Annotated in this window: 24 protein-coding genes; 12 read left to right on the top strand and 12 right to left on the bottom strand. The window is 62.1% G+C overall.

Features of this window, described 5'->3' with window-relative positions:
• Positions 1-907: 907 nt before the first annotated feature.
• From rpsT to DY201_RS24625, 7 genes are all read right to left on the bottom strand, one after another.
• Positions 908-1,174: a 30S ribosomal protein S20 gene (gene rpsT, locus DY201_RS24655; RefSeq protein WP_067965745.1), complete on the bottom strand. Its 267-nt coding sequence runs from the start codon at positions 1,172-1,174 to the stop codon at positions 908-910.
• Positions 1,175-1,309: 135 nt separating this feature from the next.
• On the bottom strand, positions 1,310-2,083 hold the full coding sequence (locus tag DY201_RS24650; RefSeq protein ID WP_115733491.1) for an enoyl-CoA hydratase: 774 nt from the start codon (positions 2,081-2,083) through the stop codon (positions 1,310-1,312).
• A 50-nt stretch (positions 2,084-2,133) separates the two neighbouring features.
• Complete coding sequence (gene mutM, locus DY201_RS24645) at positions 2,134-3,024, bottom strand: bifunctional DNA-formamidopyrimidine glycosylase/DNA-(apurinic or apyrimidinic site) lyase (protein ID WP_115733490.1); 891 nt, start codon at positions 3,022-3,024, stop codon at positions 2,134-2,136.
• Positions 3,017-4,255, bottom strand: a complete 1,239-nt coding sequence (locus DY201_RS24640) for a phosphopentomutase (RefSeq protein ID WP_115733985.1) — start codon at positions 4,253-4,255, stop codon at positions 3,017-3,019. The genes mutM and DY201_RS24640 overlap by 8 nt, the downstream gene beginning before the upstream one ends.
• Positions 4,256-4,365: 110 nt before the next feature.
• Complete coding sequence (locus tag DY201_RS24635; protein ID WP_245432091.1) at positions 4,366-4,962, bottom strand: TadE/TadG family type IV pilus assembly protein; 597 nt, start codon at positions 4,960-4,962, stop codon at positions 4,366-4,368.
• Between the two features lie 73 nt (positions 4,963-5,035).
• Positions 5,036-5,545, bottom strand: a complete 510-nt coding sequence (locus DY201_RS24630) for a TadE/TadG family type IV pilus assembly protein (protein ID WP_245432090.1) — start codon at positions 5,543-5,545, stop codon at positions 5,036-5,038.
• Positions 5,546-5,733: 188 nt separating this feature from the next.
• Positions 5,734-6,159, bottom strand: coding sequence for a pilus assembly protein N-terminal domain-containing protein (locus DY201_RS24625; RefSeq protein WP_115733487.1), 426 nt, complete (start codon positions 6,157-6,159; stop codon positions 5,734-5,736).
• Positions 6,160-6,526: 367 nt separating this feature from the next.
• Here DY201_RS24625 and DY201_RS24620 point away from each other — a divergent pair, with 367 nt between their 5' ends.
• The 9 genes from DY201_RS24620 (at position 6,527) to DY201_RS24580 (ending at position 15,460) form a co-directional block, all read left to right on the top strand.
• Entirely contained in the window at positions 6,527-6,700 is a 174-nt protein-coding gene (locus tag DY201_RS24620) for a Flp family type IVb pilin (protein WP_115733486.1), read from the top strand.
• 156 nt (positions 6,701-6,856) lie between these two features.
• The gene (locus tag DY201_RS24615; RefSeq protein WP_115733485.1) at positions 6,857-7,378 is read left to right on the top strand and encodes an A24 family peptidase; all 522 of its coding nucleotides are present in this window, start codon (positions 6,857-6,859) and stop codon (positions 7,376-7,378) included.
• Positions 7,379-7,505: 127 nt separating this feature from the next.
• Entirely contained in the window at positions 7,506-8,321 is an 816-nt protein-coding gene (cpaB, locus tag DY201_RS24610; RefSeq protein WP_115733484.1) for a Flp pilus assembly protein CpaB, read from the top strand.
• The gene (locus DY201_RS24605; RefSeq protein WP_115733483.1) at positions 8,318-9,844 is read left to right on the top strand and encodes a type II and III secretion system protein family protein; all 1,527 of its coding nucleotides are present in this window, start codon (positions 8,318-8,320) and stop codon (positions 9,842-9,844) included. Before cpaB ends, DY201_RS24605 begins: the two co-directional genes overlap by 4 nt.
• Positions 9,845-9,858: 14 nt before the next feature.
• Positions 9,859-10,569: a CpaD family pilus assembly protein gene (locus DY201_RS24600; RefSeq protein WP_165916074.1), complete on the top strand. Its 711-nt coding sequence runs from the start codon at positions 9,859-9,861 to the stop codon at positions 10,567-10,569.
• Positions 10,570-10,590: 21 nt separating this feature from the next.
• Positions 10,591-11,874 carry a CpaE/TadZ family protein gene (locus tag DY201_RS24595; RefSeq protein WP_115733481.1) on the top strand — a complete coding sequence of 428 codons (1,284 nt, stop codon included), beginning with the start codon at positions 10,591-10,593 and terminating at the stop codon, positions 11,872-11,874.
• A 29-nt stretch (positions 11,875-11,903) separates the two neighbouring features.
• Positions 11,904-13,397: a TadA family conjugal transfer-associated ATPase gene (locus tag DY201_RS24590; protein ID WP_115733480.1), complete on the top strand. Its 1,494-nt coding sequence runs from the start codon at positions 11,904-11,906 to the stop codon at positions 13,395-13,397.
• A 28-nt stretch (positions 13,398-13,425) separates the two neighbouring features.
• Positions 13,426-14,439, top strand: coding sequence for a type II secretion system F family protein (locus tag DY201_RS24585; RefSeq protein ID WP_115733479.1), 1,014 nt, complete (start codon positions 13,426-13,428; stop codon positions 14,437-14,439).
• Positions 14,440-14,443: 4 nt separating this feature from the next.
• Positions 14,444-15,460 (top strand): type II secretion system F family protein, encoded by a 1,017-nt coding sequence (locus DY201_RS24580; RefSeq protein WP_115733478.1) that lies wholly within the window; start codon positions 14,444-14,446, stop codon positions 15,458-15,460.
• Positions 15,461-15,534: 74 nt separating this feature from the next.
• Here DY201_RS24580 and DY201_RS24575 read toward each other — a convergent pair whose 3' ends face one another.
• Entirely contained in the window at positions 15,535-16,344 is an 810-nt protein-coding gene (locus DY201_RS24575) for a tetratricopeptide repeat protein (RefSeq protein WP_115733477.1), read from the bottom strand.
• Positions 16,345-16,477: 133 nt separating this feature from the next.
• Between DY201_RS24575 and DY201_RS24570 the strand changes: the two genes are divergently transcribed.
• The 3 genes from DY201_RS24570 (at position 16,478) to DY201_RS24560 (ending at position 19,201) form a co-directional block, all read left to right on the top strand.
• The gene (locus DY201_RS24570; RefSeq protein WP_115733476.1) at positions 16,478-17,842 is read left to right on the top strand and encodes a leucyl aminopeptidase family protein; all 1,365 of its coding nucleotides are present in this window, start codon (positions 16,478-16,480) and stop codon (positions 17,840-17,842) included.
• A 151-nt stretch (positions 17,843-17,993) separates the two neighbouring features.
• Positions 17,994-18,344 carry a MarR family winged helix-turn-helix transcriptional regulator gene (locus tag DY201_RS24565; RefSeq protein WP_067967155.1) on the top strand — a complete coding sequence of 117 codons (351 nt, stop codon included), beginning with the start codon at positions 17,994-17,996 and terminating at the stop codon, positions 18,342-18,344.
• Positions 18,341-19,201: a C40 family peptidase gene (locus DY201_RS24560; protein WP_115733475.1), complete on the top strand. Its 861-nt coding sequence runs from the start codon at positions 18,341-18,343 to the stop codon at positions 19,199-19,201. Before DY201_RS24565 ends, DY201_RS24560 begins: the two co-directional genes overlap by 4 nt.
• Positions 19,202-19,582: 381 nt before the next feature.
• Here the strand turns inward: DY201_RS24560 and DY201_RS24555 are convergent, their stop codons facing one another.
• From DY201_RS24555 to DY201_RS24540, 4 genes are read right to left on the bottom strand one after another with little or no spacing between them, the layout of a single operon-like run.
• The gene (locus tag DY201_RS24555) at positions 19,583-20,533 is read right to left on the bottom strand and encodes a 2-hydroxyacid dehydrogenase (RefSeq protein WP_115733474.1); all 951 of its coding nucleotides are present in this window, start codon (positions 20,531-20,533) and stop codon (positions 19,583-19,585) included.
• An 18-nt stretch (positions 20,534-20,551) separates the two neighbouring features.
• Positions 20,552-22,183, bottom strand: coding sequence for an ABC transporter ATP-binding protein (locus tag DY201_RS24550; protein ID WP_115733473.1), 1,632 nt, complete (start codon positions 22,181-22,183; stop codon positions 20,552-20,554).
• A complete protein-coding gene (locus DY201_RS24545) occupies positions 22,180-23,322 on the bottom strand; it encodes an ABC transporter permease (RefSeq protein WP_115733472.1) in 1,143 nt (380 codons plus the stop codon). The genes DY201_RS24550 and DY201_RS24545 overlap by 4 nt, the downstream gene beginning before the upstream one ends.
• Positions 23,322-24,428 (bottom strand): microcin C ABC transporter permease YejB, encoded by a 1,107-nt coding sequence (locus tag DY201_RS24540; RefSeq protein ID WP_115733471.1) that lies wholly within the window; start codon positions 24,426-24,428, stop codon positions 23,322-23,324. Before DY201_RS24540 ends, DY201_RS24545 begins: the two co-directional genes overlap by 1 nt.
• Between the last annotated feature and the right edge of the window lie 18 nt (positions 24,429-24,446).

Here is a 24,446-nt window from a genome sequence, read left to right as displayed (position 1 = left end):
TTCATTGCCCTCGATCAGTTCGCCGGTAAAAAGAAAGCCCGCATTTGCTTCCCTTTCGATGCCGCTTTGCATTGTTTGCAATCCCTAACCTTCGGTCCTCGTTGCCGAGTGGGGACGCGCCGCTCGCGTCTCCATCGGTATATGTTCATTCGGGATGCTTGCCGTTTCCGGCGGAGCCCCAGTCACCTTCCTCTAGCGCCATGCAGCGCTTTCGGAAGGCCAGTGCCGCGGGGGCGGCAGCACCAGGCAAATGCGTAGCCATCCGGCGAAATCGCCGGTGCGATGCAAAGTCACCATGCCGTGTATCCCCACACGCCCCAAGTATACTTCGAAGTGGACATACCTCCCCCGGACGCGGATTCCATCCACGCCGAGAACGCCGCCGATTTTGTGGCTTTGCAGAGGGCTTGCTGCCCGTCCCTTCGATAAAAAGACCTTACAAAAATCGCTGTGGACAGGGCAAGGCCGAGTCTAACCCGTTTTTAATGAATCTGCTTACCTCGGCTCCGGATTCAAAGCTTGTCGGTACCCCTCAAAGGGGCAAAGCCGTTGTGATTCAAACCCTTTTCCGGGGATCGAAAAAAAGCGCAGGCGGTCCGAAATATTTTTAAAAGAATCCGCTTGACACCAACTTGTCCCCCGAGCCCTGCGGGCAGCTTGAACAAGCTGTGGATGACCGTTCATAAGTCTATGAAATTAAAGGGTAATTTCTGCCAGGCTGAGTCTGGTTGTAGAGCTGCTTCCGACAGTTGTAGTTATCAGAATAGCCGCATATGCCGGCAAAATTTCGACCCCCTGGAGACCCTGCTCGGACGGCCCTTCAGACGGGTTTTTCGGCCCCATGCCGGCAAAAGAAAAACCCGGCTGGTTAGGCCGGGTTGGTCAGAAATCCAATTGCTTGCAGGGCTTAGGCGGAAAGCGCCTTGAGCCGCTGTGCCAGACGCGAAACCTTGCGCGAGGCGGTGTTCTTGTGCAGGACGCCCTTGGTGGCGGCGCGCATCAGTTCCGGCTGGGCGGCGTTGAACGCGGCTTCTGCCTTTGCCTTGTCGCCCGAGGCCAGTGCCTCTTCGACCTGGCGGACATAAGTCCGTACGCGCGAGCGGCGGTTCTTGTTGACCGCTGCGCGGCGGGCGATCTTACGCGTTGCCTTCTTGGCCGAGGAGGTATTGGCCATGGTGCCTCTCTTTGATCTCTAGGTGGGCGCTCGCGGGTACCCGCAGAACGCAAAAATAAATCGGGCGTCCCTGGGGGGCGCCTCAGTTGGTGCGGCTTATAGTTCAGCTTGGTGCCAACGTCAACGCGATTCAGGTCAGCGGTTGCGGAAATTCGCAGTCCTTTTCTCAGCAAAGGCCGCCATGCCTTCCTTCTGGTCGTCGAGCGAAAACATCGAATGGAACACGCGGCGCTCGAAGCGCAGCCCTTCCGCCAGCGTTACTTCATAAGAACGATTGACCGCTTCCTTGCACATCATCACCGCCGGGAGCGAGAAGTCCGCGATCTTTGCCGCTGCCTTCATCGCCTCTTCCATCAGGTCGGCCGCAGGCACGACTCGCGAGACGAGACCGGAGCGCTCGGCTTCGGCGGCATCCATCATCCGGCCGGTCAGGCACATGTCCATCGCCTTCGACTTGCCGACGAAGCGTGTCAGGCGCTGCGAGCCGCCCATGCCGGGCATGACGCCCAGCGTGATCTCAGGCTGGCCGAACTTGGCCGAGTCGGCGGCGATGATGAAGTCGCACATCATGGCGAGTTCGCAGCCGCCGCCCAGCGCGTAGCCGGCGACCGCCGCGATCATAGGCTTGCGGTTGGCCGCAAAAGTCTCCCAACCGGAGAAGAAGTCCTCCATATAGGCGTCGACATAGGTCTTGCCCTGCATCTCCTTGATGTCGGCGCCAGCCGCGAAGGCCTTGTCCGAGCCGGTGATGACGATGGCGCCGATGCCCTGGTCGGCTTCGAAGGTACCGGTGGCGGCAAGCAGCTCGGCCAGCACAAGAGAATTGAGCGCATTGAGCGCCTTTGGACGGTTGAGCGTGATCAGCCCAACCTTGCCGCGTGTTTCCACGATGATCGTTTCATAGGCCATCTTGCGGCTCTCCCTCTCTCGCTGCGTCAACGATGAGACGTTGCTCTATCTCAGCGCTGGCACTGGCGGCAATAGAAGGTTGAGCGCCCGCTCTGCACGATGCGCTCGATATGGCCCGCACAGCCGCTGTGCGCGCAAGGTTCGCCCGCGCGGTCATAGACGGAGAAGGAGTGCTGGAAGTAGCCGAGCGAGCCGTCGGTGTGGACGTAGTCGCGCAGCGAGGAACCGCCGGCGGCGATGGCGTCGGCGATCACCTCCCGCACCGAAATTGCCAGAAGCGTCGCTCGCTCCTTCGCCACCTTGCCGTTGCCGGCAATCGTCCCGGCGGCCCGCGTCGGCGAAAGTCCGGCGCGCCACAGCGCCTCGGAGACATAGATGTTGCCCAGCCCAGCGATCAGCCGCTGGTCGAGCAGGGCGGCCTTGAGCGGGGTCTTCTTGCCCTCGAACAGCTGGGCGAGGAGGCTACCGTCGAGCGTGTTGCCCGTCGGCTCGACGCCAAGTCCCTGCAGCATCGGATGCTCGGTGCCGTTGCGCTCGGCAAACAGCATGAAGCCGAACCGCCTGGGGTCGTTGAAGACGACGCGTGCGGGAACACCTTTCGGATCCGCGACGTGGAAGACGACGTGATCGTGCGTCTCCGACTTCGAGCGTTCGTGATGGAAATTACCCGGTGTAGCTTCGTCCTCGTCGGTTTCGACGCGGAACGAGCCGGACATGCCGAGATGGCAGATCAGCAGCGGAGCATCCTCGACATCGGCGATGAGATATTTGGCGCGGCGGCCGAGCGAGGTGATCTTCCGGCCAGCGAGGCGCTCGCCGAACTTGTCGGGGAAGGGGTAACGCAGATTGGGGCGGCGGGTCTCGACGCGCTCGATGCGCGCGCCTTCCAGCACCGGCTGCAGTCCGCGCCGCACTGTCTCGACTTCGGGCAATTCAGGCATGGCTGGCGATCGTCTCCAGGAAGGAGTTGCCGTGGCGGCCGGGCGCCAGGCTGAGATGTTCGGCCACCGTTTCGCCGATGTCGGCAAAGGTCGGCCTCAACCCGATATCGCCGCCGGAACGGCCCTCGGCTATGCCAATCACCGGGATGCACTCACGCGTGTGGTCGGTGCCGGGCCAGGTCGGATCGTTGCCGTGGTCGGCGGTGAGGATGAGCAGGTCGTCCGGCTTCAGCCGCGCGAAGGCCTCGGGCAGGCGCCTGTCGAAGGCTTCGAGTGCAGCGGCATAACCCGGCACGTCGCGGCGATGACCGAATTCGGTGTCGAAGTCGACGAAATTGGCGAACACCAGGTCGCCGTCCTGGGCATCGTCCATGGCGCCAAGTGCCTTGTCGAACATCGCCATGTTGCCGACACCCTTGCGGATTTCGCTGATGCCGCGATGGGCAAAGATATCGCCGATCTTGCCGATGCCGATGACTTTGCTGCCGCGCGCGGTAAGCCGGTCGAGCAGCGTGGCTGCCGGCGGCGGGGTGGCATAGTCACGGCGGTTGGGCGTGCGCTGGAACGTCTCCTTGCTCTCGCCCAGGAACGGACGGGCGATGACCCTGCCGATCTTCAGCGGGTCGACGAGGCGGCGGACGAGCTGGCACAGTTGGTAGAGCCGCTCCAGCCCGAAATGGGTTTCGTGTGCTGCTATCTGCAGCACCGAATCCACTGATGTGTAGCAGATCGGCTTGCCTGTCCTGACATGCTCCTCGCCGAAGCGTTCGATGATTTCGACGCCGCCGGCATGGCAGTCGCCCAGAATGCCCGGGATCTTGCCTTCCCTGATGATCGCTTCGGTCAGCGAGGCAGGGAATGTCGGAATGGTCTGCGGAAAATAGCCCCAGTCGAAGGTAACGGGCAGGGCGGCGATTTCCCAATGGCCTGATGGCGTGTCCTTGCCGCTCGAGATCTCCTGGGCAGCGCCATGAAAGGCGCCTGTGCGGAGCGGCGCGTTGCTTGCAAACTCGAAGCCGGTCGCCCGCTTGGCCGCCAAACCGAGCCCGAGTGATGTCATGTTGGGCACCAAGAGCGGGCCGCTGCGCAGGCCTTCGCGATCGCCACGGCCGTCGGCGCAGGCGCGCGCAATATGTCCAAAGGTGTCCGAACCGACGTCGCCGAAGCGCGCGGCGTCGGCCGCGCCGCCAATGCCAAAGGAATCGAGGACGAACAGGAATGCACGCGCCATCTGATAAGGGCTCTCGGTTGCCAGTCCGCCAGACATAAGATCAGTTGCCGGCAATGGCAATTATCCCGCCGGACGGCAGCTGACAGGCTAGCTTGCTGGATCGAAGCCGCTCAGCAGTCGGAACAGGGGATCGACGCGCTCATGCGCGGGCGCAGATAATAGGTCTCGGACATAGCGATGCCGTCGAAAGCCGCTGCCAGGCCGAGGGTAGGCTTGCTCGTGGCCGCCCAAACGATGACGGGCTTGTAGTCAAGGTCGCTTTGGACGCGGATCAGGAACGTGCCTTTGACCTTGAGCGCCGTTGGAACAGTCGTAGGAGCGTCTTTTGGCGCATCCACCGAGGCCGTGCCGTTCACGAGTTTGCGCGACCACACAACCCTTACCTTGGGTGTCGCTTCATCGGTGACCTCGATCTGCGTGATCACGATCTTGCCAACGCTGCGATTGTAAGGCTGCAGGATTGCTTCGCCGATCTTCATGATCGCATCGATTTCGCTTTTGGTGATGGTCTGCTGCTGGGTGATGAGATCGGCGACCATCGAGCCGACACGGCTGACCTTCTTGTTGGTCTCGATCCCTTGCGAAACCTCCATGGTCACGAAATAGAGTGACAACAGCAACGGCGCGATGATGGCGAATTCGATGGCGGCAACGCCACGCCTGTCGCCGACCAGAGCGTGTGCGCAAGACCGCCAACGCCCCAGCATGGATCGTGCTCCCGCGCAGAAAGACATGCTGCCCCTTTTCCCAACCCCGGCTGTTGAAAGCCGATCAGTCCACTCAGTCGTTAAATGGCTCGTTCTGCCAGGTGACGGTCGCATATTGCAAAGTCTTGCCGCCCTTGAGGTTCGACATCGACGCGCGCATGAAGTCCGTGATGACTGGCCACTTGTAGATGACCTGCAACATGTTCTTGGACATTGATGGACCTGGCGTCACGGCGAAGCCTGTCGTGTCGATATCCCGGTCACCGGTCAATTTCAGCTTGACCTTCGCCGCGTCGGCAAAGGTCGGATAGCTGCGCAGATCGACGAGAAGCTGGTCCTTGCAGTCCTTAGACACCAAGATTTCCATCTTGGCGCAAATCTTGTCCTTCAACGTTTCTTCCGTGAAACCGGCGGCCTTGACCTGACCTGTACGCAACTGCCGGGCGACTTCGTCAGCGGCGTTGGCCAATACCTGCTGGCCGGCGAAGGCAATGCAGCTTTCCAGAATGGCAAACACCAGCAAGGAGAATGGAATCGCCAGTACGGCGAACTCGATCGCCGTACTGCCGCTCTGGTTCCACATGAACCGGGCAAGGAAGCCTGGCCTGGGTCCGTTCATGTCATTGCTTTCTGCACTCATGTCCCGACCGCTTCTGTGGTTCGCGTCGACCTATAGAGGAAAGCTGTTGAAGTCCGGTTTGAATGATCCGGAAAATTGCGCAGACCCGATTTGCCGGTCGCTAACCATGCCGCCGCGGCTGAGGGGCCAACTCATTGGCTGGCGTTCATTTCGCTCTCGGACATCCGCTCGGCATCGCTCTTATAGGAACTCTCGCAATAGGGCGTGCATGAGAGCGTCTGCACCTCCGAGCGCCGGTAGATCCGGACGGACGAGGCGTCGTGGCGGATGACGGTCACCTGCTCGTCGACGATCGGGCTGCCATCGGCATCGAGTACGACAAGGTTGGTGACGCCAAAGCCCTTGCCGGTGAGCACGATGGTCGAGGCGTCCTGAATCGCCGCGTCGGCGATGGCCGAGTTGCCGACAACGATGGTGTCGGCGGCGCGAGAAAGCCGCACGATCTTGGCCTGGTTCATCGTCACCTCTATGCCCGCGCCGGCATATGCATGCGTCGCAGCGGCGAACGATGCCAGCCAGATGCAGGTTCCCAGGAAATAAAGGTTCGGCTTAGCCATGATCGGCGCCCCCTCGGCGGCTGTCGGTGTCGGTCCACTGTTCAATGGAAGATGAACGACTTTGGTGAACCAACGGTTAAGCGCAGGGTAGGGACAACCATAGGACGAACGCTCCTTTCTGTCGGCGCGTTCGAAAATATCCATATTGCGGCTGCAAAACGTCGTAGCCCTGAGACGGCTGCATTTCCGACAATTGTCAGGTTCTGCTTAGGTTGGGATTAACCAAAGGGAGCCAAGTCGCAGGGAAAGGATTCGGTAAGGCTATTTCTTAAGTCGATCGAAAGAGCTCCCCGCTAGGTTGCAATCATCCGATCGACGACAAAGAAATGTTGGCGGAAGTGCTGTAACACGGAGCAAGGAGCTTACAATGTCTAACCTCATCGCACGTTTTGTTAAGGACGAATCCGGCGCGACCGCTATCGAATACGGTCTGATCGCCACCCTGATCGCGCTTGCCATCATCACCGCTGCTACCAGCGTCGGCACGCAGCTCAGCAGCCGCTTCTCGGCAGTGGCGACGGCGCTGACGCCTGCCCCGTGATATGGGCTTAATGCCTTTCGGCGCCTTGCCGGTAAGGTCTGCGAAAAGGCTGCTCGCACGAGCAGCCTTTTTTGCTTTTTCAGGCGCTGATGCTTCACCTGGCTTTAACGCCACGGTCCTAGTGTCGCTCAGGCTCTGGATGACGGATGGAAAACCATGCTGGAAGCGTTGATTTTTGTCGTTTTTCCTTTCTGCATGATGTTCGCGGCCATCTCGGACATGTTGTCGATGACGATTGCCAATCGCGTGCCGTTGTTGCTGCTCGCTGTGTTTGTTGTCGTTGCGCCGCTGACAGGGATGGCGTGGTCTGACATGGGCATGCATATAGCCGCCGGCGCCTTGTTGCTGACTGTCACTTTTGGACTGTTTGCTCTGGGTGGCATGGGTGGCGGCGATGCCAAGCTCATTGCTGCCACCGGCGTCTGGATGGGCTTTGGCATGCCGCTGATGGAGTACCTTCTCACGGCGACGATCCTTGGTGGCGTGTTGACGCTTGCGATCCTTGTGTTCCGCAGTTCGCCGCTGTCGCATGTCGTTGGCCGCAACATGCTTCTCAAGAACTTTTCCGAAGATGCCAAGGGCGTACCCTATGGCATCGCGCTCGGTTTGGGTGGCCTCTTGGCCTATCCCTCGTCACCATTGGTGGTCTGGGCGGTGGACCGTTTGGCCGCGCAATAGCTGCGGCCCCACCCTGCGTAAGAAACAATTAATCACGCTCGTAAGGATTGCATTAACCATAAGTTGACGATTGCCTATGCAAAGTCCGGCTTGGCTTGATGGGGTGCCAGGGCGAGGTTTCGGACAAATGGCTGCATCGCGACTGATGATATTGGGCGTGGCGGTCGCTGCCGCAGGCGGCGCCGGTTTTGTCGCCAAAAACATGGCGGCCCCGCCGCCGCCGGAGGTCATCGTTGAATCCGGCCCGCAGCAGCCGCAGATAGCGCTCACCGATGTGCTGGTTCTGACTGGCGACGTGCCCATGGGCGCCACTGTCGAAAACAACATCGGTTGGCAGCCCTGGCCGAGCGACGGCGTCAATCCCAACTTCATTACCCGGAATGCCGAGCCCGAGGCGCTTGAGAAGTTCAAGGCCTCGGTGGCGCGCCTTGCCATGTACAGCGGCGAACCGCTGCGCAAGTCCAAGCTGATCGGCGAAGGCCAGAGCTTCATGTCGGCCGTGCTGCCGTCCGGCATGCGCGCGGTTGCCACGACGATTTCCGCCGACACGTCGGCTGGCGGCTTCATTCTGCCCAACGATTATGTCGACGTCATCATGACACGCCGCGCCGACGCATCGAAGTCCGGCGGTGGCTTCACAACCGAGACCATCCTCAGCAACATCCGTGTGCTGGCCATCGATCAGGCCATCCAGGAGGACGAAGAGGGCAAGAAGGTCAAGGTCGGCGAGACGGCGACGCTGGAGCTTACCCCGCAACAGGCCGAAATCATCACGGTGGCGCAGCAGATGGCTGACCGGTTGACGCTGGCGCTGCGCTCGGTTGCCGACACACAGCAGAAGAACCTTGCCGAGGCCGACTACCTGGTTTCGGGTTCCGGCAAGCGCGGCACCGTGCGGCTCATCAAATCCGGCGAGATTTCTGAATCGGGAGCAAGGAAATGAGATCCTGCATCAGATTCCTGGCGACTGCCACCGCTGCACTTGGCATTTTTGCCGCAGGTGCTATCGCTACCGATTTCTCGTCGGCATCGGCGGCCCAGGCCAAGGTCGGCTCGAACAACGTCACCAGCCAGCGCGTCAAACTGGGGCTCAACAAGTCGGTGGTCATCGATCTGCCGAACGACGCCTATGACATCCTTGTCGCCAATCCGACCGTTGCGGACGCCGTCACCCGTACGGCCCGCCGCATCTATCTGTTCGGCAAGGCTGTGGGTGAAACCAATATCTTCGTCTTCGGTCCCAATGGCGAGCAGATCGTCAGCCTCGATCTCGCCGTCGAGCGCGACGTCGCCGGCCTCGAGGACTACATCAAGCGCTTCATTCCCGGCGCCGACATCAAGGTCGAGTTGCTGAACGACAACGTCGTGCTGACCGGCACCGTCGATACGCCCCTCGATGCCAAGCGCGCCGTCGACCTGGCGACTATCTTCGTTACTGGCGGTGAGGCCACGACCGGCCAGTATTCGCAGACCGCCACCGGTGGGTCCGAAAACGGCGGCGTCGACATCAACAACCCCGACCAGACACGCCAGAAGAGCAAGATCGTCAACCTGCTCCAGATCGTCGGCGACGATCAGGTCATGCTGAAGGTTACCGTCGCCGAAGTCAGCCGCAACATAATGAAGCAGCTTGGCGTCAACATGCTGGGTGGTGGGGTGAGCGACGGCATAAGATGGGGCGTAGGATCCGCCATACCAGGTGGCCTTGGCGCACCTTTGGCAATGGGCGGAGAGGGCACCTTCAGTCTGTCAAAAGATGGGCTCGGTGCCTCGATCAACGCGATGGAACAGGCCGGCGTGATGAAGACGCTGGCGGAGCCGACATTGACAGCGGTCTCGGGCGAGCAGGCGACTTTTCGCGTCGGCGGCGAATTCAACATGCTGCAGGAAGTTCAAGGCGAGAAGCGCAACAACGAGGGCGACGTAACCGACCCGGGCGGCCTCCGTTACGAGCGCGTCGAATACGGCATCAGTCTTGATTTCAAGCCAGTCGTCCTTTCCGCAGGACGTATCAGTCTAAAGATTCGTACGGCTGTATCCGAACCAACCAACGAATCGCCGGGTCTCGCTGGCGGAGGCCCAATGTTGCCGTCCCTGCGCAAGCGTCTCGCCGACACGACCGTTGAACTTCCTTCGGGCGGGTCGATGATGATTGCCGGACTTGTTCGCGACGACGTCAAGCAGGTGATGGGCGGCGTGCCCGGTCTGTCAAAAGTGCCGATCCTCGGTACCTTGTTCCGCAGCCGCGACTTCATACGCAACGAGACCGAGCTGGTCATCATCGTGACGCCATATCTTGCTCGCCCGACCCCGCGTAACGAACTCGCCAAGCCCGACGACAATTTCAACGCCGCCAGCGATGGTGCCGGCATGTTCCTCGGCCGCGTTAACCGGGTCTACGGCACCATGAAAACCGACAAGCCCATGGGCCGCTACCACGGCGTCGTCGGCTTCATCTACAAATGAGTGGGGATAGGGGCATGTCTCAGGCAATCTTCACACGCACCGCCGGTCGCGACAGATCGGCCAAAGCGCGCTCGTTTTGTTCACTCCTTGCAGTTGCGACGGTGGCGTTGCTGGCCGGCTGCGCCAATCGCGACAGCGTCGTCGTCGGCTCGATCCCGGATGACTATCGCACCAATCATCCGATCGTCATCGCCGAGAAGAACCAGACGATCGACATCCCGGTCGGTGCTGGCGATCGCGGCATCACCAGGGGCCAGAAGGTCACCTTTGAAGGATATCTGCAGAATTATGATCGTCAGGCAGCGCCCACACTGACGATCATGACGCCATCAGGTGGAGCCAACGACGTCGCCGCGTCGCATGCGGCGCGCGGATTGATGAACATCGCGATGAAGGCGGGCGTTCCCAGGAACCGGATCGCCGTCACCAGCTATCAGACCGAATACCCAGAGGCGTCTTCGCCGATCCGCGTCGTCTATCCGGCGATGCGGGCACAGACGGGACGCTGTGGAAGATGGCCAGCGGACATCGCCGACACCACCGAAAACAAGCTCCACGCCAATTTCGGTTGTTCCTATCAGAACAATCTCGCTGCGCAGATTGCCAACCCGGCGGACCTGCTCGGGCCGCGCAAGCAGAGCGAGATTGATGCCGAGAATCGCAACGTTGTGATTGATCAGTATCGAAAGCCGCCGGCCGCTTGGGATCCGGAAACGTTCTATTGATATGGCTAGGGGCAGTCTGACATGAGCAATCTCGCCTACGATTCCCCGCCCGAGGGTGCCGAGCTGTCGCAGCATGACCTCGATGTCATGCAGACATTGCGGCCGGTGCCGCGTATCTCGATCCAGGCATTCTGCGAGACAGACAGCGTCGCCGGGCCGATTGGCCGCGCCGGCGAGGACCGTCGGATGGCCAAGGCCCATCTTCAGGTCCATATGGGTGGCATCGAAACTGCCATCGAAGTCTATAGTGGTGCGCCGACGCCGAACCTCATCATCCTGGAATCGCGCAGCGAACCCAAGAGCCTGCTTGAGGCGCTGCACCGGCTGTCGGAATACTGCGACCCCAGCTCCAAGGTCGTGGTCATCGGCCACTACAACGACGTAGCACTCTATCGCGAGCTGATCCGCTCGGGCATTTCGGAATATGTCGTGGCGCCGGTTTCCACGGCGGATGTCGTCAGTGTCATCTCCTCGATCTTCGTCGACCCCGATGCCGAACCGATCGGGCGCTCGATCGCCTTCGTCGGCGCCAAGGGCGGCGTTGGCTCGTCCACCATCGCCCACAATATCGCCTGGGCGATGTCGAGCCTGTTCAAGTCCGAGGTCGTTGTGGCCGACCTCGATCTGGCCTTCGGCACAGCCAACATCAATTTCGACCAGGATCCCGCCCAAGGTATCGCTGAAGCGGTGTTTGCGCCCGAACGTGTCGACGAGGTCTATCTCGATCGCTTGCTCGCGCAGTGCGCCGAGCATCTGTCACTGCTTGCCGCACCGTCTACGCTTGAGCGCGTCTATGATTTCGACGCCGAGGCCTTCACCTCGATCATCGACACGGCCCAGCGCAGCTCGCCGATGCTCGTGCTCGACGTGCCCCATATCTGGAGCGGCTGGAGCAAGAACACGCTGCTCCGCGCCGACGAGGTGGTCATCACGGCGACGCCGGAGCTGGCCAATCTGCGCAACACCAAGAACATGGTCGACATGTTGAAGCGGCTGCGGCCCAACGATCCACCGCCCAGGCTGATCCTCAACCAGGCAGGCGTGCCGAAACGGCCGGAAATATCCGCCAAGGATTTCACGGAGCCACTCGGCATCACGCCGTTGGCGGTCATCCCGTTCGATCCGCTGCTGTTCGGCAATGCGGCCAACAATGGACGCATGCTGGGCGAGATGGATGCCAAGAATGCGATCGTCCAGACGATCAACGAGATCGCTCATGTGCTGACCGGAAGGTCAGAGGCCAAGGCCAAGAAGGCGTCTGCGCTTGGTGGAATTCTCAATCGGCTGAAGGCTCGCAAGAAGTAATGCCATTGCGGCGGAGGTGTTAGTCGATCATGTTTGGCAGGAGAGGCAACGACGACGGTAATCGCCCCACGCCGGGCTTCCGTCCGCTCGCAACGACGACGCCCCCCGCGGCGCCACAAGCCGGCGATACGCTGGTTGCCCCGCGCCCGGCGACGGCCGCGCCGGCAGCCGCATCGCGGCGCAACTTCGAGCCGACGCCCTCTTTTGCGCCCGAGCCTCGCAAGGCACAGCGCGAGCGCAGCGAGAGCTACTACGACACCAAGAGCCAGGTGTTTTCGGCGCTGATCGACACCATCGATCTGTCACAGCTTGCCAAGCTCGATTCCGACAGTGCCCGCGAGGAAATTCGCGACATCGTCAACGACATCATCGCGATCAAGAACTTCGCGATGTCGATTTCCGAGCAGGAAGAGCTGCTCGAGGACATCTGCAACGACGTGCTTGGCTATGGCCCGCTCGAACCGCTGCTGGCGCGCGACGAAATCGCCGACATCATGGTCAACGGCGCCAAGAACGTCTACATTGAGGTCAATGGCAAGGTCGAGCAGACCTCCATCCGCTTCAGAGACAACCAGCAACTGCTCAACATCTGCCAGCGCATCGTCAGCCAGGTCGGTCGCCGCGTCGATGAATCCTCGCCGATCTGCGATGCGCGCCTGCCCGATGGCTCCCGCGTCAACGTCATTGCGCCGCCGCTGTCGATCGATGGCGCCGCCCTCACCATCCGCAAGTTCAAGAAGGACAAGCTGACGCTCGATCAGCTCGTCAAGTTCGGTGCGATTTCGCAGCACGGCGCCGAAGTGCTCAAGATCATCGGTCGCGTCCGCTGCAACATCATCATTTCTGGCGGTACCGGCTCCGGCAAGACGACGCTGCTCAACTGCCTGACCAACTATATCGACCGCGACGAACGCGTCATCACCTGCGAGGACTCGGCGGAACTGCAACTGCAGCAGCCGCATGTCGTCCGTCTCGAAACGCGTCCGCCCAACCTGGAAGGCGAGGGCGAAGTGACGATGCGCGACCTCGTCAAAAACTGCCTCCGCATGCGTCCGGAGCGCATCATCGTCGGCGAAGTGCGCGGACCGGAGGTGTTTGATCTGCTGCAGGCGATGAATACCGGCCATGACGGTTCGATGGGCACGATCCACTCCAACAGCCCGCGCGAATGCCTGAACCGTATCGAGGCGATGATTGCCATGGGCGGCTATTCGCTGCCGCAGAAGACCGTGCGCGAGATCGTCGTCGGCTCGGTCGACATCATCATCCAGGCCGCCCGCCTGCGCGACGGTTCGCGCCGCATCACCCACATCACCGAGGTGATCGGCATGGAAGGCGATGTGATCATCACCCAGGACCTTGTGCTCTACAACATCAAGGGCGAGGACCAGAACGGCAGGCTGATCGGCAGCCACGTCTCCACCGGCATCGGCCGGCCGCATTTCTGGGACCGTGCTCGCTACTATGGCGAGGAAGCCCGCCTTGCGACGGCCCTCGAGGCCATGGAAAAGGCGGCGGACTGACATGCTCGAGATGAGGATCTGACGCGCCATGTTCGGCCTCGACCCCATGATGCTGATCTTCATTGCTCTCGCCGGTCTCAGCGCCGGCGCGGTCGCTTATGCCTTTCTGTTCAATCGCATCGAGACCCAGGCCAATACGGATCGTCGCATGGCCTTGGTCAGGCAGACGGAGTCGGACAAGTCGGTGGTCAAGGCTTCCCGCGACCGGGTCGCCGAAGTCGCCAAGCGGCGCAAGTCGGTGCAGGACACGCTCAAAGAGCTCGAGGAAAAGCAGAAGGCAAAGGACCGCAACATCAAGAAGCCGCCGCTGCGTGTCCAGATTCGCCAGGCCGGGATGTTGGTCACGATCGAGCGCTTCTACGTCTATTCGGCGATATGCGGTGTCGTCGTCACGCTTCTGATCTATCTGGCGGGTGCGCCTCTGATCCTGTTGCCCGGTGCGCTGCTTGCCGGCGGTATCGGCTTGCCCAGATGGTTCGTCGCCTTCCGGCGCGGCCGCCGCGTCAAGCAGTTCCTGGAAGAATTCCCCAATGCGCTCGACATCATCGTGCGGGCCGTGAAATCAGGTCTTCCGCTCAATGATGGCATCCGCCTCATCGCCTCGGAATCGCCCGAACCCGTTCGTGGTGAATTCCGTCGCCTCGTCGAAGCTCAGCAGGTCGGAGTTTCAATTCCGGACGCCGCTTTGCGAATGACCGAAACCATGCCGTGCCCCGAGGCCGGCTTCTTCGGCATCGTCATCCAGATCCAGAGCCAGGCAGGCGGCAACCTCTCCGAAGCGTTGGGAAACCTGTCGCGGGTGCTGCGCGACCGCAAGAAGATGAAAGCCAAGATCCAGGCCCTGTCGATGGAAGCCAAGGCCTCGGCTGCGATCATCGGCTCGCTGCCGGTCGTCGTCGCCGTGCTCGTCTTCTTCTCCAGTCCCAATTACATCATGCCGCTGTTTGTCACCAGCACTGGCCACCTCATCCTCGGCATCTCAGGTGTTTGGATGGCGATCGGCATTTTCGTGATGCGCAAGATGATGAACTTCGAGGTCTAGGCCGATGACGGACCAGGTTGTCAAGACGCTTACCGATCCCTCGTTCCTCATCGCGTTGCTCGTTGCAATCGCGGTGTTCGCCACCGTTTTCACCGTCATGCCCTCGTTGAGCGGCAATCCGCTCAAGGGTCGCATGAAGGCCGTGGCTCTGGAACGCGACGAGTTGCGCGCCAAGCAGCGCATGCGCCTTGCCGCGGAAGCCGACCGTCGCCACAAAGGTCTGCGCGAACAGCAGTCCATCGGCATGCGCAACATCGTCGAGCGGCTCGATCTGCGCCGCGCACTTGTCGACGAAGCTACGCTCAACAAGCTGAAGGTCGCCGGTTTTCGCGGCCAGAACCCGCTGACACGCTTCCTGTTCTTTCGCCTGGTCTTGCCGTTCGCCGGCCTGGTGCTGGGCATCTTCTATGTCTTCGTGCTAGGCGTGTTTGCCGACAAGCCGTTTGTGATGAAGATCTTTGTCTGCATTGCATTGGCATATGCCGGTTTTTACGCGCCTGTGCTTTACGTCACCAATCGCGCCACCAAGCGCAAGCAATCGATCCAGGCAGCCTGGCCCGATGCGCTCGACCTGATGCTGATCTGCGTCGAGTCGGGCATGTCGGTCGAAGCGGCCCTGCGAAAGGTTGCCGACGAGATCGGCGCACAGTCGGTCGATCTGGCCGAGGAGTTCGTGCTCACCAATGCCGAGTTGTCTTATCTGACCGAGCGCCGCCAGGCCTATGAAAACCTGGCCGGCCGCACCGGTCTCGAATCGGTCAAGTCGGTTACCCAGGCGCTGATCCAGGCTGAACGTTATGGCACGCCCGTCGCACATGCGTTGCGCGTGCTGGCAGCCGAAAGCCGTGACATGCGCATGAACGCTGCCGAAAAGAAGGCGGCTGCCCTGCCACCCAAGCTCACCGTGCCGATGATCCTGTTCTTCCTGCCGGTTCTTTTTGCCGTCATCCTCGGCCCCGCCGGCATGCAGATCAGCGAGCGCGGCATTATGGGCGACAAGCAACAGTCGAGCAGCGAGTAAGCGCGGCATCCTTCACGAAGCATAAAAAAAGCCGCGTCGTGACGCGGCTTTTTCATTTCAGGCAGACGGGTTCGTCAGTTCTTCTTCGACTTGTCGTCGGCCTTGATCTGGTTCCACGCGTTCTGCTGGGCCAGCATGCTCCTGAGATAGCTGACATTGGCCTGTGCCTGCTCGGGCGAGAGCTCCTGACTCGCAATCTTCTCGGCTTCGTCGAAGCGGCCCTGGAGTCCGACGGCGAGCGCGAGATTCTGGCGCACGCGGCTATCGGCGCCGGGTTGCGAAGCGGCCGAGCGGAGATAGGTCTCGGCCGATTTCAGGTCGCCTTCGAGCACATAGGACATTCCGAGATTGGACAGCACCGACGGTTCGTTCGGCTTGAGGTCGAGCGCCTTGCGATACAGGCCGCGTGCGTCCTGGGTCTGGCCGAGCTGGTCGAGGATCGCAGCCTCCGCCGACACCAGCTTCCAGTCGGGATATTCGGGCGTCTGCGCACGGCGCACGGCGTCAAGCGCCGGCTGGAATTGTCCCGAGGCGGCGAGTGCCTTGCCATAGGCCGCGAGCACGTCGCGGTCCTTTGGGTAGCCGATCGCGAGCTTGCGCATCACAGCCAGCGACTGGTCGGTCTGACCCTTTATCTGCAGTGCGGAGGCATATTGCAGCGCTACCGGCTTGTTGTTGGGATCGCTGGCATAGACCCGGCCAATCTGGTCGACGGAGCCGCCGATCGCGCCGGTCGACATGGTGTCGACCGATTTGCCGCGTCCGATCGAGCCGGTGGTCATCCTGGAGGCGCCGCAGCCGGCGACACTCGCCATCAGCAGCGTCAGCAAAGCCATTCTGGCGAGGCGTTTTCCCGTTGCGTTCATCGAGCGATTGGTCAACATCGGCGACGGGTCTCCATTCGTTCGCGTGGCCGTTCACAGGCCATTTCCCCGCTTTGGAGAAATATTCTGTTAACCCTAACGGATGGTTAAGAACGCCTGAAGGCATAGCCATCCGAGACTGAAGGAAGCCGAAATGCCGGTCGAACTGTTCGAGCAAAAGCCCTCCGACGCACTGCCGATCCACCTCGTTGCCAAGGGCGGTCTCGAAAATGCCGGGCTTGCTACAGATGTCCTGGCCTGGGCCCATGCCAACGGCTTCGCCGGCGAGGCCGGCAAGGTGCTGGCAATCCCCGGCACGAACGGCAGGCTTGCAGGCGCATTGTTCGGCATCGGCAACGGTGACAGCGGGCTTGCCTTCGGCGCTCTCGCGCGCAACCTGCCGGAGGGCAACTGGCATTTCCAGGGTGCCCCGGCGCAGGCCGAACTGGCGACCCTGGGCGTTGTGCTCGGCAGCTATGCTTTCACCCGCTACGGCAAGAAGCCGGGCAGGGCGCTCGGCCTCGAGGTGCCCGTGGGCGTCGATGCCGCAAGGCTGAACCGCAGCGTCGATGCAGTGTTCCTCGTCCGCGACCTCGTCAACACGCCGACCAACGACATGGGGCCGTCGTCGCTCGAGGCTGCAGCAAGGAAGCTGGCCGGCATCCATGGCGCCGAGGTCAGGGTCACGCTTGGCGACGACCTGCTCAAGCACAATTTTCCCATGATCCATGCCGTCGGCCGCGCCTCGGACGATGCGCCGCGCCTGATCGACCTGAACTGGGGTTCCCAAGATGCGCCAAAGGTCACGCTCGTCGGCAAGGGCGTCTGCTTTGACACCGGCGGCCTCGACATCAAGCCGGCATCGAGCATGCTGTTGATGAAGAAGGACATGGGCGGTGCGGCCAACGTTCTCGGTCTGGCTTCGATGATCATGGCGGCGAGGCTCAACGTCAGGCTGCGCGTGCTGATCCCGGCGGTCGAGAACTCGATCTCGGCCAATGCCTTCCGCCCCGGCGACGTGTTGCAGAGCCGCAAGGGCATATCAGTCGAGATCGGCAATACCGACGCCGAGGGCCGGCTGGTGCTGGCCGATGCACTGGCGCTTGCCGACGACGAACAGCCGGAACTGCTGATCGACATGGCAACGCTGACCGGTGCGGCGCGCGTGGCGCTCGGCCCCGACCTGCCGCCTTTCTACACCGACGACGAGACGCTCGCCGCAGACCTTGCTGCTGCGTCGCTGGCAGCAGAGGATCCAATCTGGCGCATGCCATTGTGGAAACCCTATGATTCGAAACTGTCGTCGAAGATCGCCGACATGAACAATGTCACGACGGACGGTTTCGCCGGCTCGATCACCGCCGCCCTGTTCCTCAAGCGCTTCGTTGAAAAGACATCAGGCTGGGCGCATTTCGATATCTTCGCCTGGAACCCGAGCGATCGTCCGCATGGTCCGACCGGCGGCGAGGCGCAAGCCATCCGCGCGCTGGAAAAGGTCATTTCTTCCCGGTTCGGGTAACGGCCGCTTCCCGTCTCCCCGTTTACGGGGAGACGGCGCGGCAGGCGGATGGGTGGGTGGCGCGCCCAATGCTGCGTCCTGCCTTACCCGTGCCGCAAAATTCCCTTTTGAATGAAACGGAACCGAAACAAATATAGTGGATGCTGGCGTCATGCCGATCGCATTGCGTCCGAGCCAATCGCTGAGACTGCTGCAGCAGTTTTCCCTCTCCGAGGTGCGCGACGACGCGCCAGATCTGACCTTGCGGCAGATGGCGATCCTGCTCACCATTTATCTCGACCCGCCGCCGCATACGGTGCGCGGGCTTGCCGCTCGCCTCGGCGTCAGCAAGCCCGTCATCACACGAGCGCTCGACACCATGGGCGCGCTCAAACTCGTGTCGCGCCACCGCGACGAGAGCGACAAGCGCAACGTGCTCATCCGGCGCACCGTTGAAGGCGCGCTCTATGTCGAGCGATTGGGCGATGCTATCATTGCCAAAGCCATGGAGCTTCCGATTTGACCGCCCGCGACAGCCGCCTTCACGCCTTCCGTCCCGATCTTGCCGACGCTCGCCTGCAAGGCGAGGTTACGGCCGAGCGCTTCGTCGCCGGTCGTCCGGCGCGCATTTCCGCAGCGGTCGCCGACGTCCGCAAGGCGCCGCGCCCTGATGCCGCCCTCAACACCCAGCTGCTTTACGGCGACGAGGTCGTTGTCTTCGACGAAACAGAAGGTTTTGCCTGGCTCCAGGCCGAGCGCGACGGCTATGTCGGTTATGTCTCGTCGGGCGACCTGGCACCGCGTGGCACGGAACCGACCCATGTCGTCGCTGCCTCGCGCACTTTCATCTATCCTGGCCCTGACATGAAGTTCCCGCGCAGCGGCCAGCTGTCCATCGGCTCGCAGGTCACGGTCACCGGCTTTGCCGAAACGCGCGGCACCCGCTACGGGCTCCTGCCATCGGGCGAGGCGTTGGTACTGCAGCACCTGGCGCCGCTCGGCACCACATCGGACGATTTCGTCGCCGTTGCTGAAAGGCTGAACGATACGCCCTATCTCTGGGGCGGCTTCAGTGCCTTCGGCATCGATTGTTCGGGCCTCGTCCAGCTGTCGATGCGCATGACCGGCCGCAACGTCCTGCGCGACTCCGACATGCAGGAAGCCTCGCTCGGCACCCCGGTCGATGCCGGCGCCGATTTTTCGCGGCTCAGGCGTGGCGACCTCGTTTTCTGGAAAGGCCATGTCGCGATCATGACCGATGCCGAGAACATGATCCACGCCAACGGCCATACCATGACCGTTGCCCACGAAGGCCTGCGCCAGGCCATTGACCGCATCGGTTACCTCTATGGTGGGCCGACAAGCTTCCGGCGGCCTTAGCGCGTTGCTTCAAGCGATATCGAGCACCACGAGGCGGGGAAATTCCCCACGCTCATTGTCTTTTCTCGCCGCCTCTATTTGGGGGCAATTCGGGCGCGCGGTGATCCTTCCCGCCCCCCTCTGGCATGCCGGCCATCTCCCACACAACCGGCGAGATCACGCCTTCATCAGTGGCCCGGCTGATCCCGAAAGCCGCAAGGCTTGTTTCTGCAGCCTCGCGGGATAGGCGCGGCCGTGGGCGAGACCAATCTCCCTCCTTGTGGGGGGAGATGGCCGGGCAGGCCAGAGGGGAGCGAAGAAACGGGGCGTTGTAGATTTGCCTGACGAGCGCCGCCGCGCGTCACCAACCCCGCATGGCGGGAGCAGTCTCTAGAATGTCTCTCAATATCCCGCATTGCGGTCGACGATATTCTCCAGCGGCGCGCCGCGTTCGAAGGCGTCCATCTGGCTGAGCATAGGGGCCACCAGGTGCGCGGGGTCGGAGGTCGCTGCCGCGTGCGGGGTGACGAACACCTTGGGGTGGTTCCACAGCGGGCTGGTCTTGGGCAGCGGCTCGACCTCGAAGACGTCGAGGCTCGCTTCCTTCAGCGTGCCGTCGTCGAGCGCGCGCAAAATGTCGGCGTCGCGCTGCAGCTTGCCGCGCCCGGCATTGATCAGCACGGCCCCGCCGAGGCCGTTGCGCCGGCGCAGTTCCTTGAGCAGGCCGTAATTGATGATGCCCTTGGTCGTCTCCGTCAGCGGCAGCAGCACGACGAGGATGTCGGTGGCGTTGAGGAAAGGCACCAGCCCGGCATCGCCGCTGAAGGTGGTGACGCCCGCAAGCTCCTGCGGCCGGCGGCTCCAACCGTTGATGCGGAAGCCGACCGCCTTGAGCAGGTCGGCCGCGGCGCGGCCGAGATTGCCCATGCCCATGATGCCGACGGAAATGTCCTCGGCCGGCCGCTGCGGCGGCTCGTGCCAGGCCTTCTTGGTCTGCTGGGCGCGGTAGAGCTGACCTTGGCGATGATGGTCGAGCACCCGCCACAGCACATACTCGCTCATATGCTGGCTGAGATTGTCGGCGACGACGCGTACGATCGGAACGTCGGGCAGGCCGGGATCGGCAAAGACATGGTCGACGCCGGCGCCGATCGAGAAGATCGCCTTGAGATTTGGCAGCTTGGCCAGCGTGCCCGGCTTCTGCTTCCACACCACAGCGTAGTCGATCGAAGGGTCGGCTGCGCCATTGGGTTCGAGCACCACCTCGCGATCAGCCGACAGCAGCTCGTACCAGCGCTGCGGGTTGAACCCGGTGATCGAAAGAAGGATCTTGCCCTTGGCCTTGGTCGACATGCTCTTCCCTTGCGCCTGCTATTCGCTGACCACTCCGGTCGGCGCCGTCTCGATCCGGAATGCCGCCGATATAAGCGCCCGAGTGTAGTCGGTTTGCGGGCGCTCGAAAATCTGTTCGGACGGCCCAGCCTCCACCACCTTGCCATTGCGCATGACGATGACCTCGTTGGCCAGCGCCCGCACCACCTTGAGATCGTGGCTGATGAACAGATAGGCAAGATCGTGCCTGGCCTGCAGGTTGCGCAACAGGTCGACGACCTGGGCCTGCACGCTCATGTCGAGCGCCGAGGTCGGTTCGTCGAGCATGACGAAGCGTGGCTTGAGCACCATGGCGCGCGCAATGGCGATGCGCTGGCGCTGGCCTCCGGAAAACTCGTGCGGATAGCGGAAGCGCGTTTCGGGGTCGAGACCGACCTCGCGCAGCACTTCGACGACCTTCTGGTCGCGTTCGGCCACCTTCAACTGGGGCTCGTGGATCTTGAGCCCTTCTTCGATGATGTCGGCGACCGACATGCGCGGGCTGAGCGAGCCGAACGGGTCCTGGAACACGATCTGCATCTCGCGGCGTAGCGGGCGCATGGCGCTGAAGCTGAACTTGTCGATCTCGCGGCCGTCGAAGTCGATCCGGCCTTGCGACGAGATCATGCGGGTCAGCGCCAGCCCGAGCGTCGTCTTGCCGGAGCCCGATTCGCCGACGACGCCGACCGTCTGGCCGGCACGCACCGATACATCGATGCCGTCGACCGCCTTCACGTGATCGACAGTCTTGCGGAAGAAACCCTGCTTGATCGGGAACCAGACCTTGACGTCCGAGCCCTGCATCACGGTCTTCGCCGACGAATCCACCACCGGCGGCTTGCCCTTTGGCTCGGCGGCCAGGAGGTGGCGCGTGTAGCTGTGCTGCGGATTGTCGAAGATTTCCTTGGTCGGCCCGGTCTCGACGATCTGGCCGTTTGTCATCACGCAAACCCGGTCGGCGATGCGCCGGACGATGCCGAGGTCGTGGGTGATGAACAGCATCGACATGCCCTTGCGGGCCTTGAGCTTGGCAAGCAACTCCAGGATCTGCGCCTGGACCGTCACGTCGAGCGCGGTCGTCGGCTCGTCGGCAATCAGAAGCTCCGGCTCGTTGGCCAGCGCCATGGCGATCATCACGCGCTGGCGCTGGCCGCCGGAAAGCTGGTGCGGATAGGCGTCGAGGCGCTTCTGGGGGTCGCGGATGCCAACCTCTTCGAGCAGTTCGAGCGTGCGCGCCTTGGCCTGCCGCTCGCCCATGCCCTGGTGCAGCGACAGCACTTCGACGACCTGCTGCTCGATCGTGTGCAGCGGGTTGAGCGAGGTCATCGGCTCCTGGAAGATCATGGTGATCTTGTTGCCGCGCACCTTGCGCAATGCGTTCTCGTTCAGGGAGAGCAGGTCCTGGCCGCCGAACATCATCTTGCCCGAGGGGTGGCTTGCCGGCGGATAGGGCAGGAGCTTGAGCACCGACAAGGCCGATACGGACTTGCCGGAACCCGATTCGCCGACCAGCGCTACCGTCTCGCCCTTGGCGATGTCGAAGGAGATGTGGTCGACGGCTATCGTCGTTTTGCCGCCCTGGCTAAAGGCGACCGACAGGTCCTGGACCGAAAGGAGAGGGGTCTCGCTCACTTGAACGTCTTCCTTGGGTCGAAGGCGTCGCGGGTCGCCTCACCGATGAAGATCAGCAGCGACAGCATCACCGAGATGACGACGAAGCCGGAGAGCCCGAGCCACGGCGCGTTGAGGTTGCGCTGGCCCTGCTTGAGCAGTTCGCCGAGCGAGGCCGAACCGGGCGGCAGGCCGAAGCCGAGGAAGTCGAGCGACGTCAGCGTCGAGATCGAACTGTTGAGGATGAACGGCAGGAAGGTCAGCGTCGCCACCATGGCGTTGGGCAAGAGGTGGCGGTAGATGATGGTGCGGTTGGGCACACCGAGCGCGCGGGCGGCATTGACGTATTCGAAGTTGCGGGCGCGCAGGAACTCTGCTCGCACCACGCCGACGAGAGCGACCCAGGAAAACAGCAGCATCAGCCCGAGCAGGATGAAGAAGCCCGGTGGCAGGATGGCGGCGACGATCAGCAGCAGATAGAGCACCGGGATCGCCGACCAGATTTCGATGAAGCGCTGGAACAGAAGGTCGGTCCAGCCGCCGAAATAGCCTTGCATCGCGCCGGCAGTCACGCCGATCAGCGCCGAGCCGGCCGTCAGGATCAAGCCGAACAGCACCGAGATGCGGAAGCCGTAGATGACCCGGGCCAGCACGTCGCGGGCCTGATCGTCGGTGCCGAGCCAGTTCCAGTTGCCGATCGTGCAGTTGGGATCGTCGACGCCAAGCGGATAGCGCTGGCATCGCACGTCCTTGGCATACATCCAGGATGGCTTGGCGGGTGCCGCTTCGGGAATCTCATTATTGGTGGTGCGGTAGGAATAGCGGACCGGCGGCCAGATCGCCCAGCCATTGGCCGCGATCGCCTCCTGCACCACCGAGATGCGGTAGTCCGTAACCGGCAGGAAACCCTCGTCGCCGAGGAACGTCTCCTCGGCATAGTCGCTGACGATCGGCGAGTAGAACTCGCCCTTGAAGCGGATCAGAAGCGGCCTGTCGTTGGCGATAAGTTCGGAAAACAGCGACAGCACGAACAGCACGAGGAAGATCCACAGCGACCAGTAGCCGCGGCGGTTTGCCTTGAAGCTCAGCCAGCGCCGCTTGTTGATCGGCGAGAGCCAGGGTCGCTTGACCGGCACGGATACGGTGTCGACGGCCGACATCAGACATCCCTCCGTTCGAAATCGATGCGAGGGTCTATCCAGGTGTAGATCAGATCGGAGATCAGGCTGACGAACAGGCCCAACAGCGAAAAGATGTAGAGATTGGCGAACACGACAGGGTAGTCGCGGTCGAGCACCGAGCGGAAGCCCAGCAGGCCTAGCCCGTCGAGCGAGAAGATGTTCTCGATCAGCAGCGAGCCGGTGAAGAAGGCCGAGATGAACGCGCCGGGGAAGCCGGCGACGACGATCAGCATGGCATTGCGGAAGACATGGCCGTAGAGCACGCGGTGCTCGGACAGGCCCTTGGCGCGGGCAGTGACGACGTACTGCTTGCGGATCTCGTCCAGGAACGAGTTCTTGGTGAGAAGCGTGGTGGTGGCGAAGGCCGACAGCACCAGTGCAGTCAGCGGCAGCGCCAGGTGCCAGAGATAGTCGAGCACCTTGCCGCCGAGCGAGAGCTGGTCGAAATTTTCCGAGGTCAGGCCGCGCAGCGGGAACCAGTCGAAGAACGAACCGCCGGCGAACACCACCATCAAAAGGATGGCGAACAGGAACGCCGGAATTGCGTAGCCGATGATGATGATGCCGCTGGTCCAGATGTCGAAGCTGGAGCCGTCCTTCACGGCCTTGCGGATGCCGAGCGGGATCGAGATCATGTAGGACAGCAGTGTGATCCAGATGCCGAGCGAGATCGACACGGGCATCTTTTCAAGAATCAGGTCTAGCACCGAGACATCGCGAAAGTAGCTCTCGCCGAAGTCGAAGCGGATGTAGTTCCACAGCATCATGAAAAAGCGCTCGAGCGGCGGCTTGTCGAAGCCGAACTGCTTTTCGAGCTTGGCAATGAACTCCGGGTCGAGGCCTTGCGCGCCGCGGTATTTGGAAGAGCCTTCGCCGCCCGCCGGGTCGAAATTGTTGTTGCCGCCGAGATCGCCGCTGCTGCCCGACAGCCTGTCTGCAGCGTCACCGCCCTGGCCGGTCAGCTTGGCGATGACCTGCTCCACCGGGCCACCGGGCGCGAACTGGATGACGGCGAACGAGATCGCCATGATGCCGAACAGGGTCGGGATCATCAGCAAGACGCGGCGGAGGATATAGGCGCCCATCAGGCGAGGCCCCTCGAA

The organism is Aminobacter aminovorans, assembly GCF_900445235.1.
GTDB lineage: Bacteria > Pseudomonadota > Alphaproteobacteria > Rhizobiales > Rhizobiaceae > Aminobacter > Aminobacter aminovorans.
Note: the sequence above shows the minus strand (reverse complement) of the source record. Positions and strands in the feature narration are given on the sequence as shown.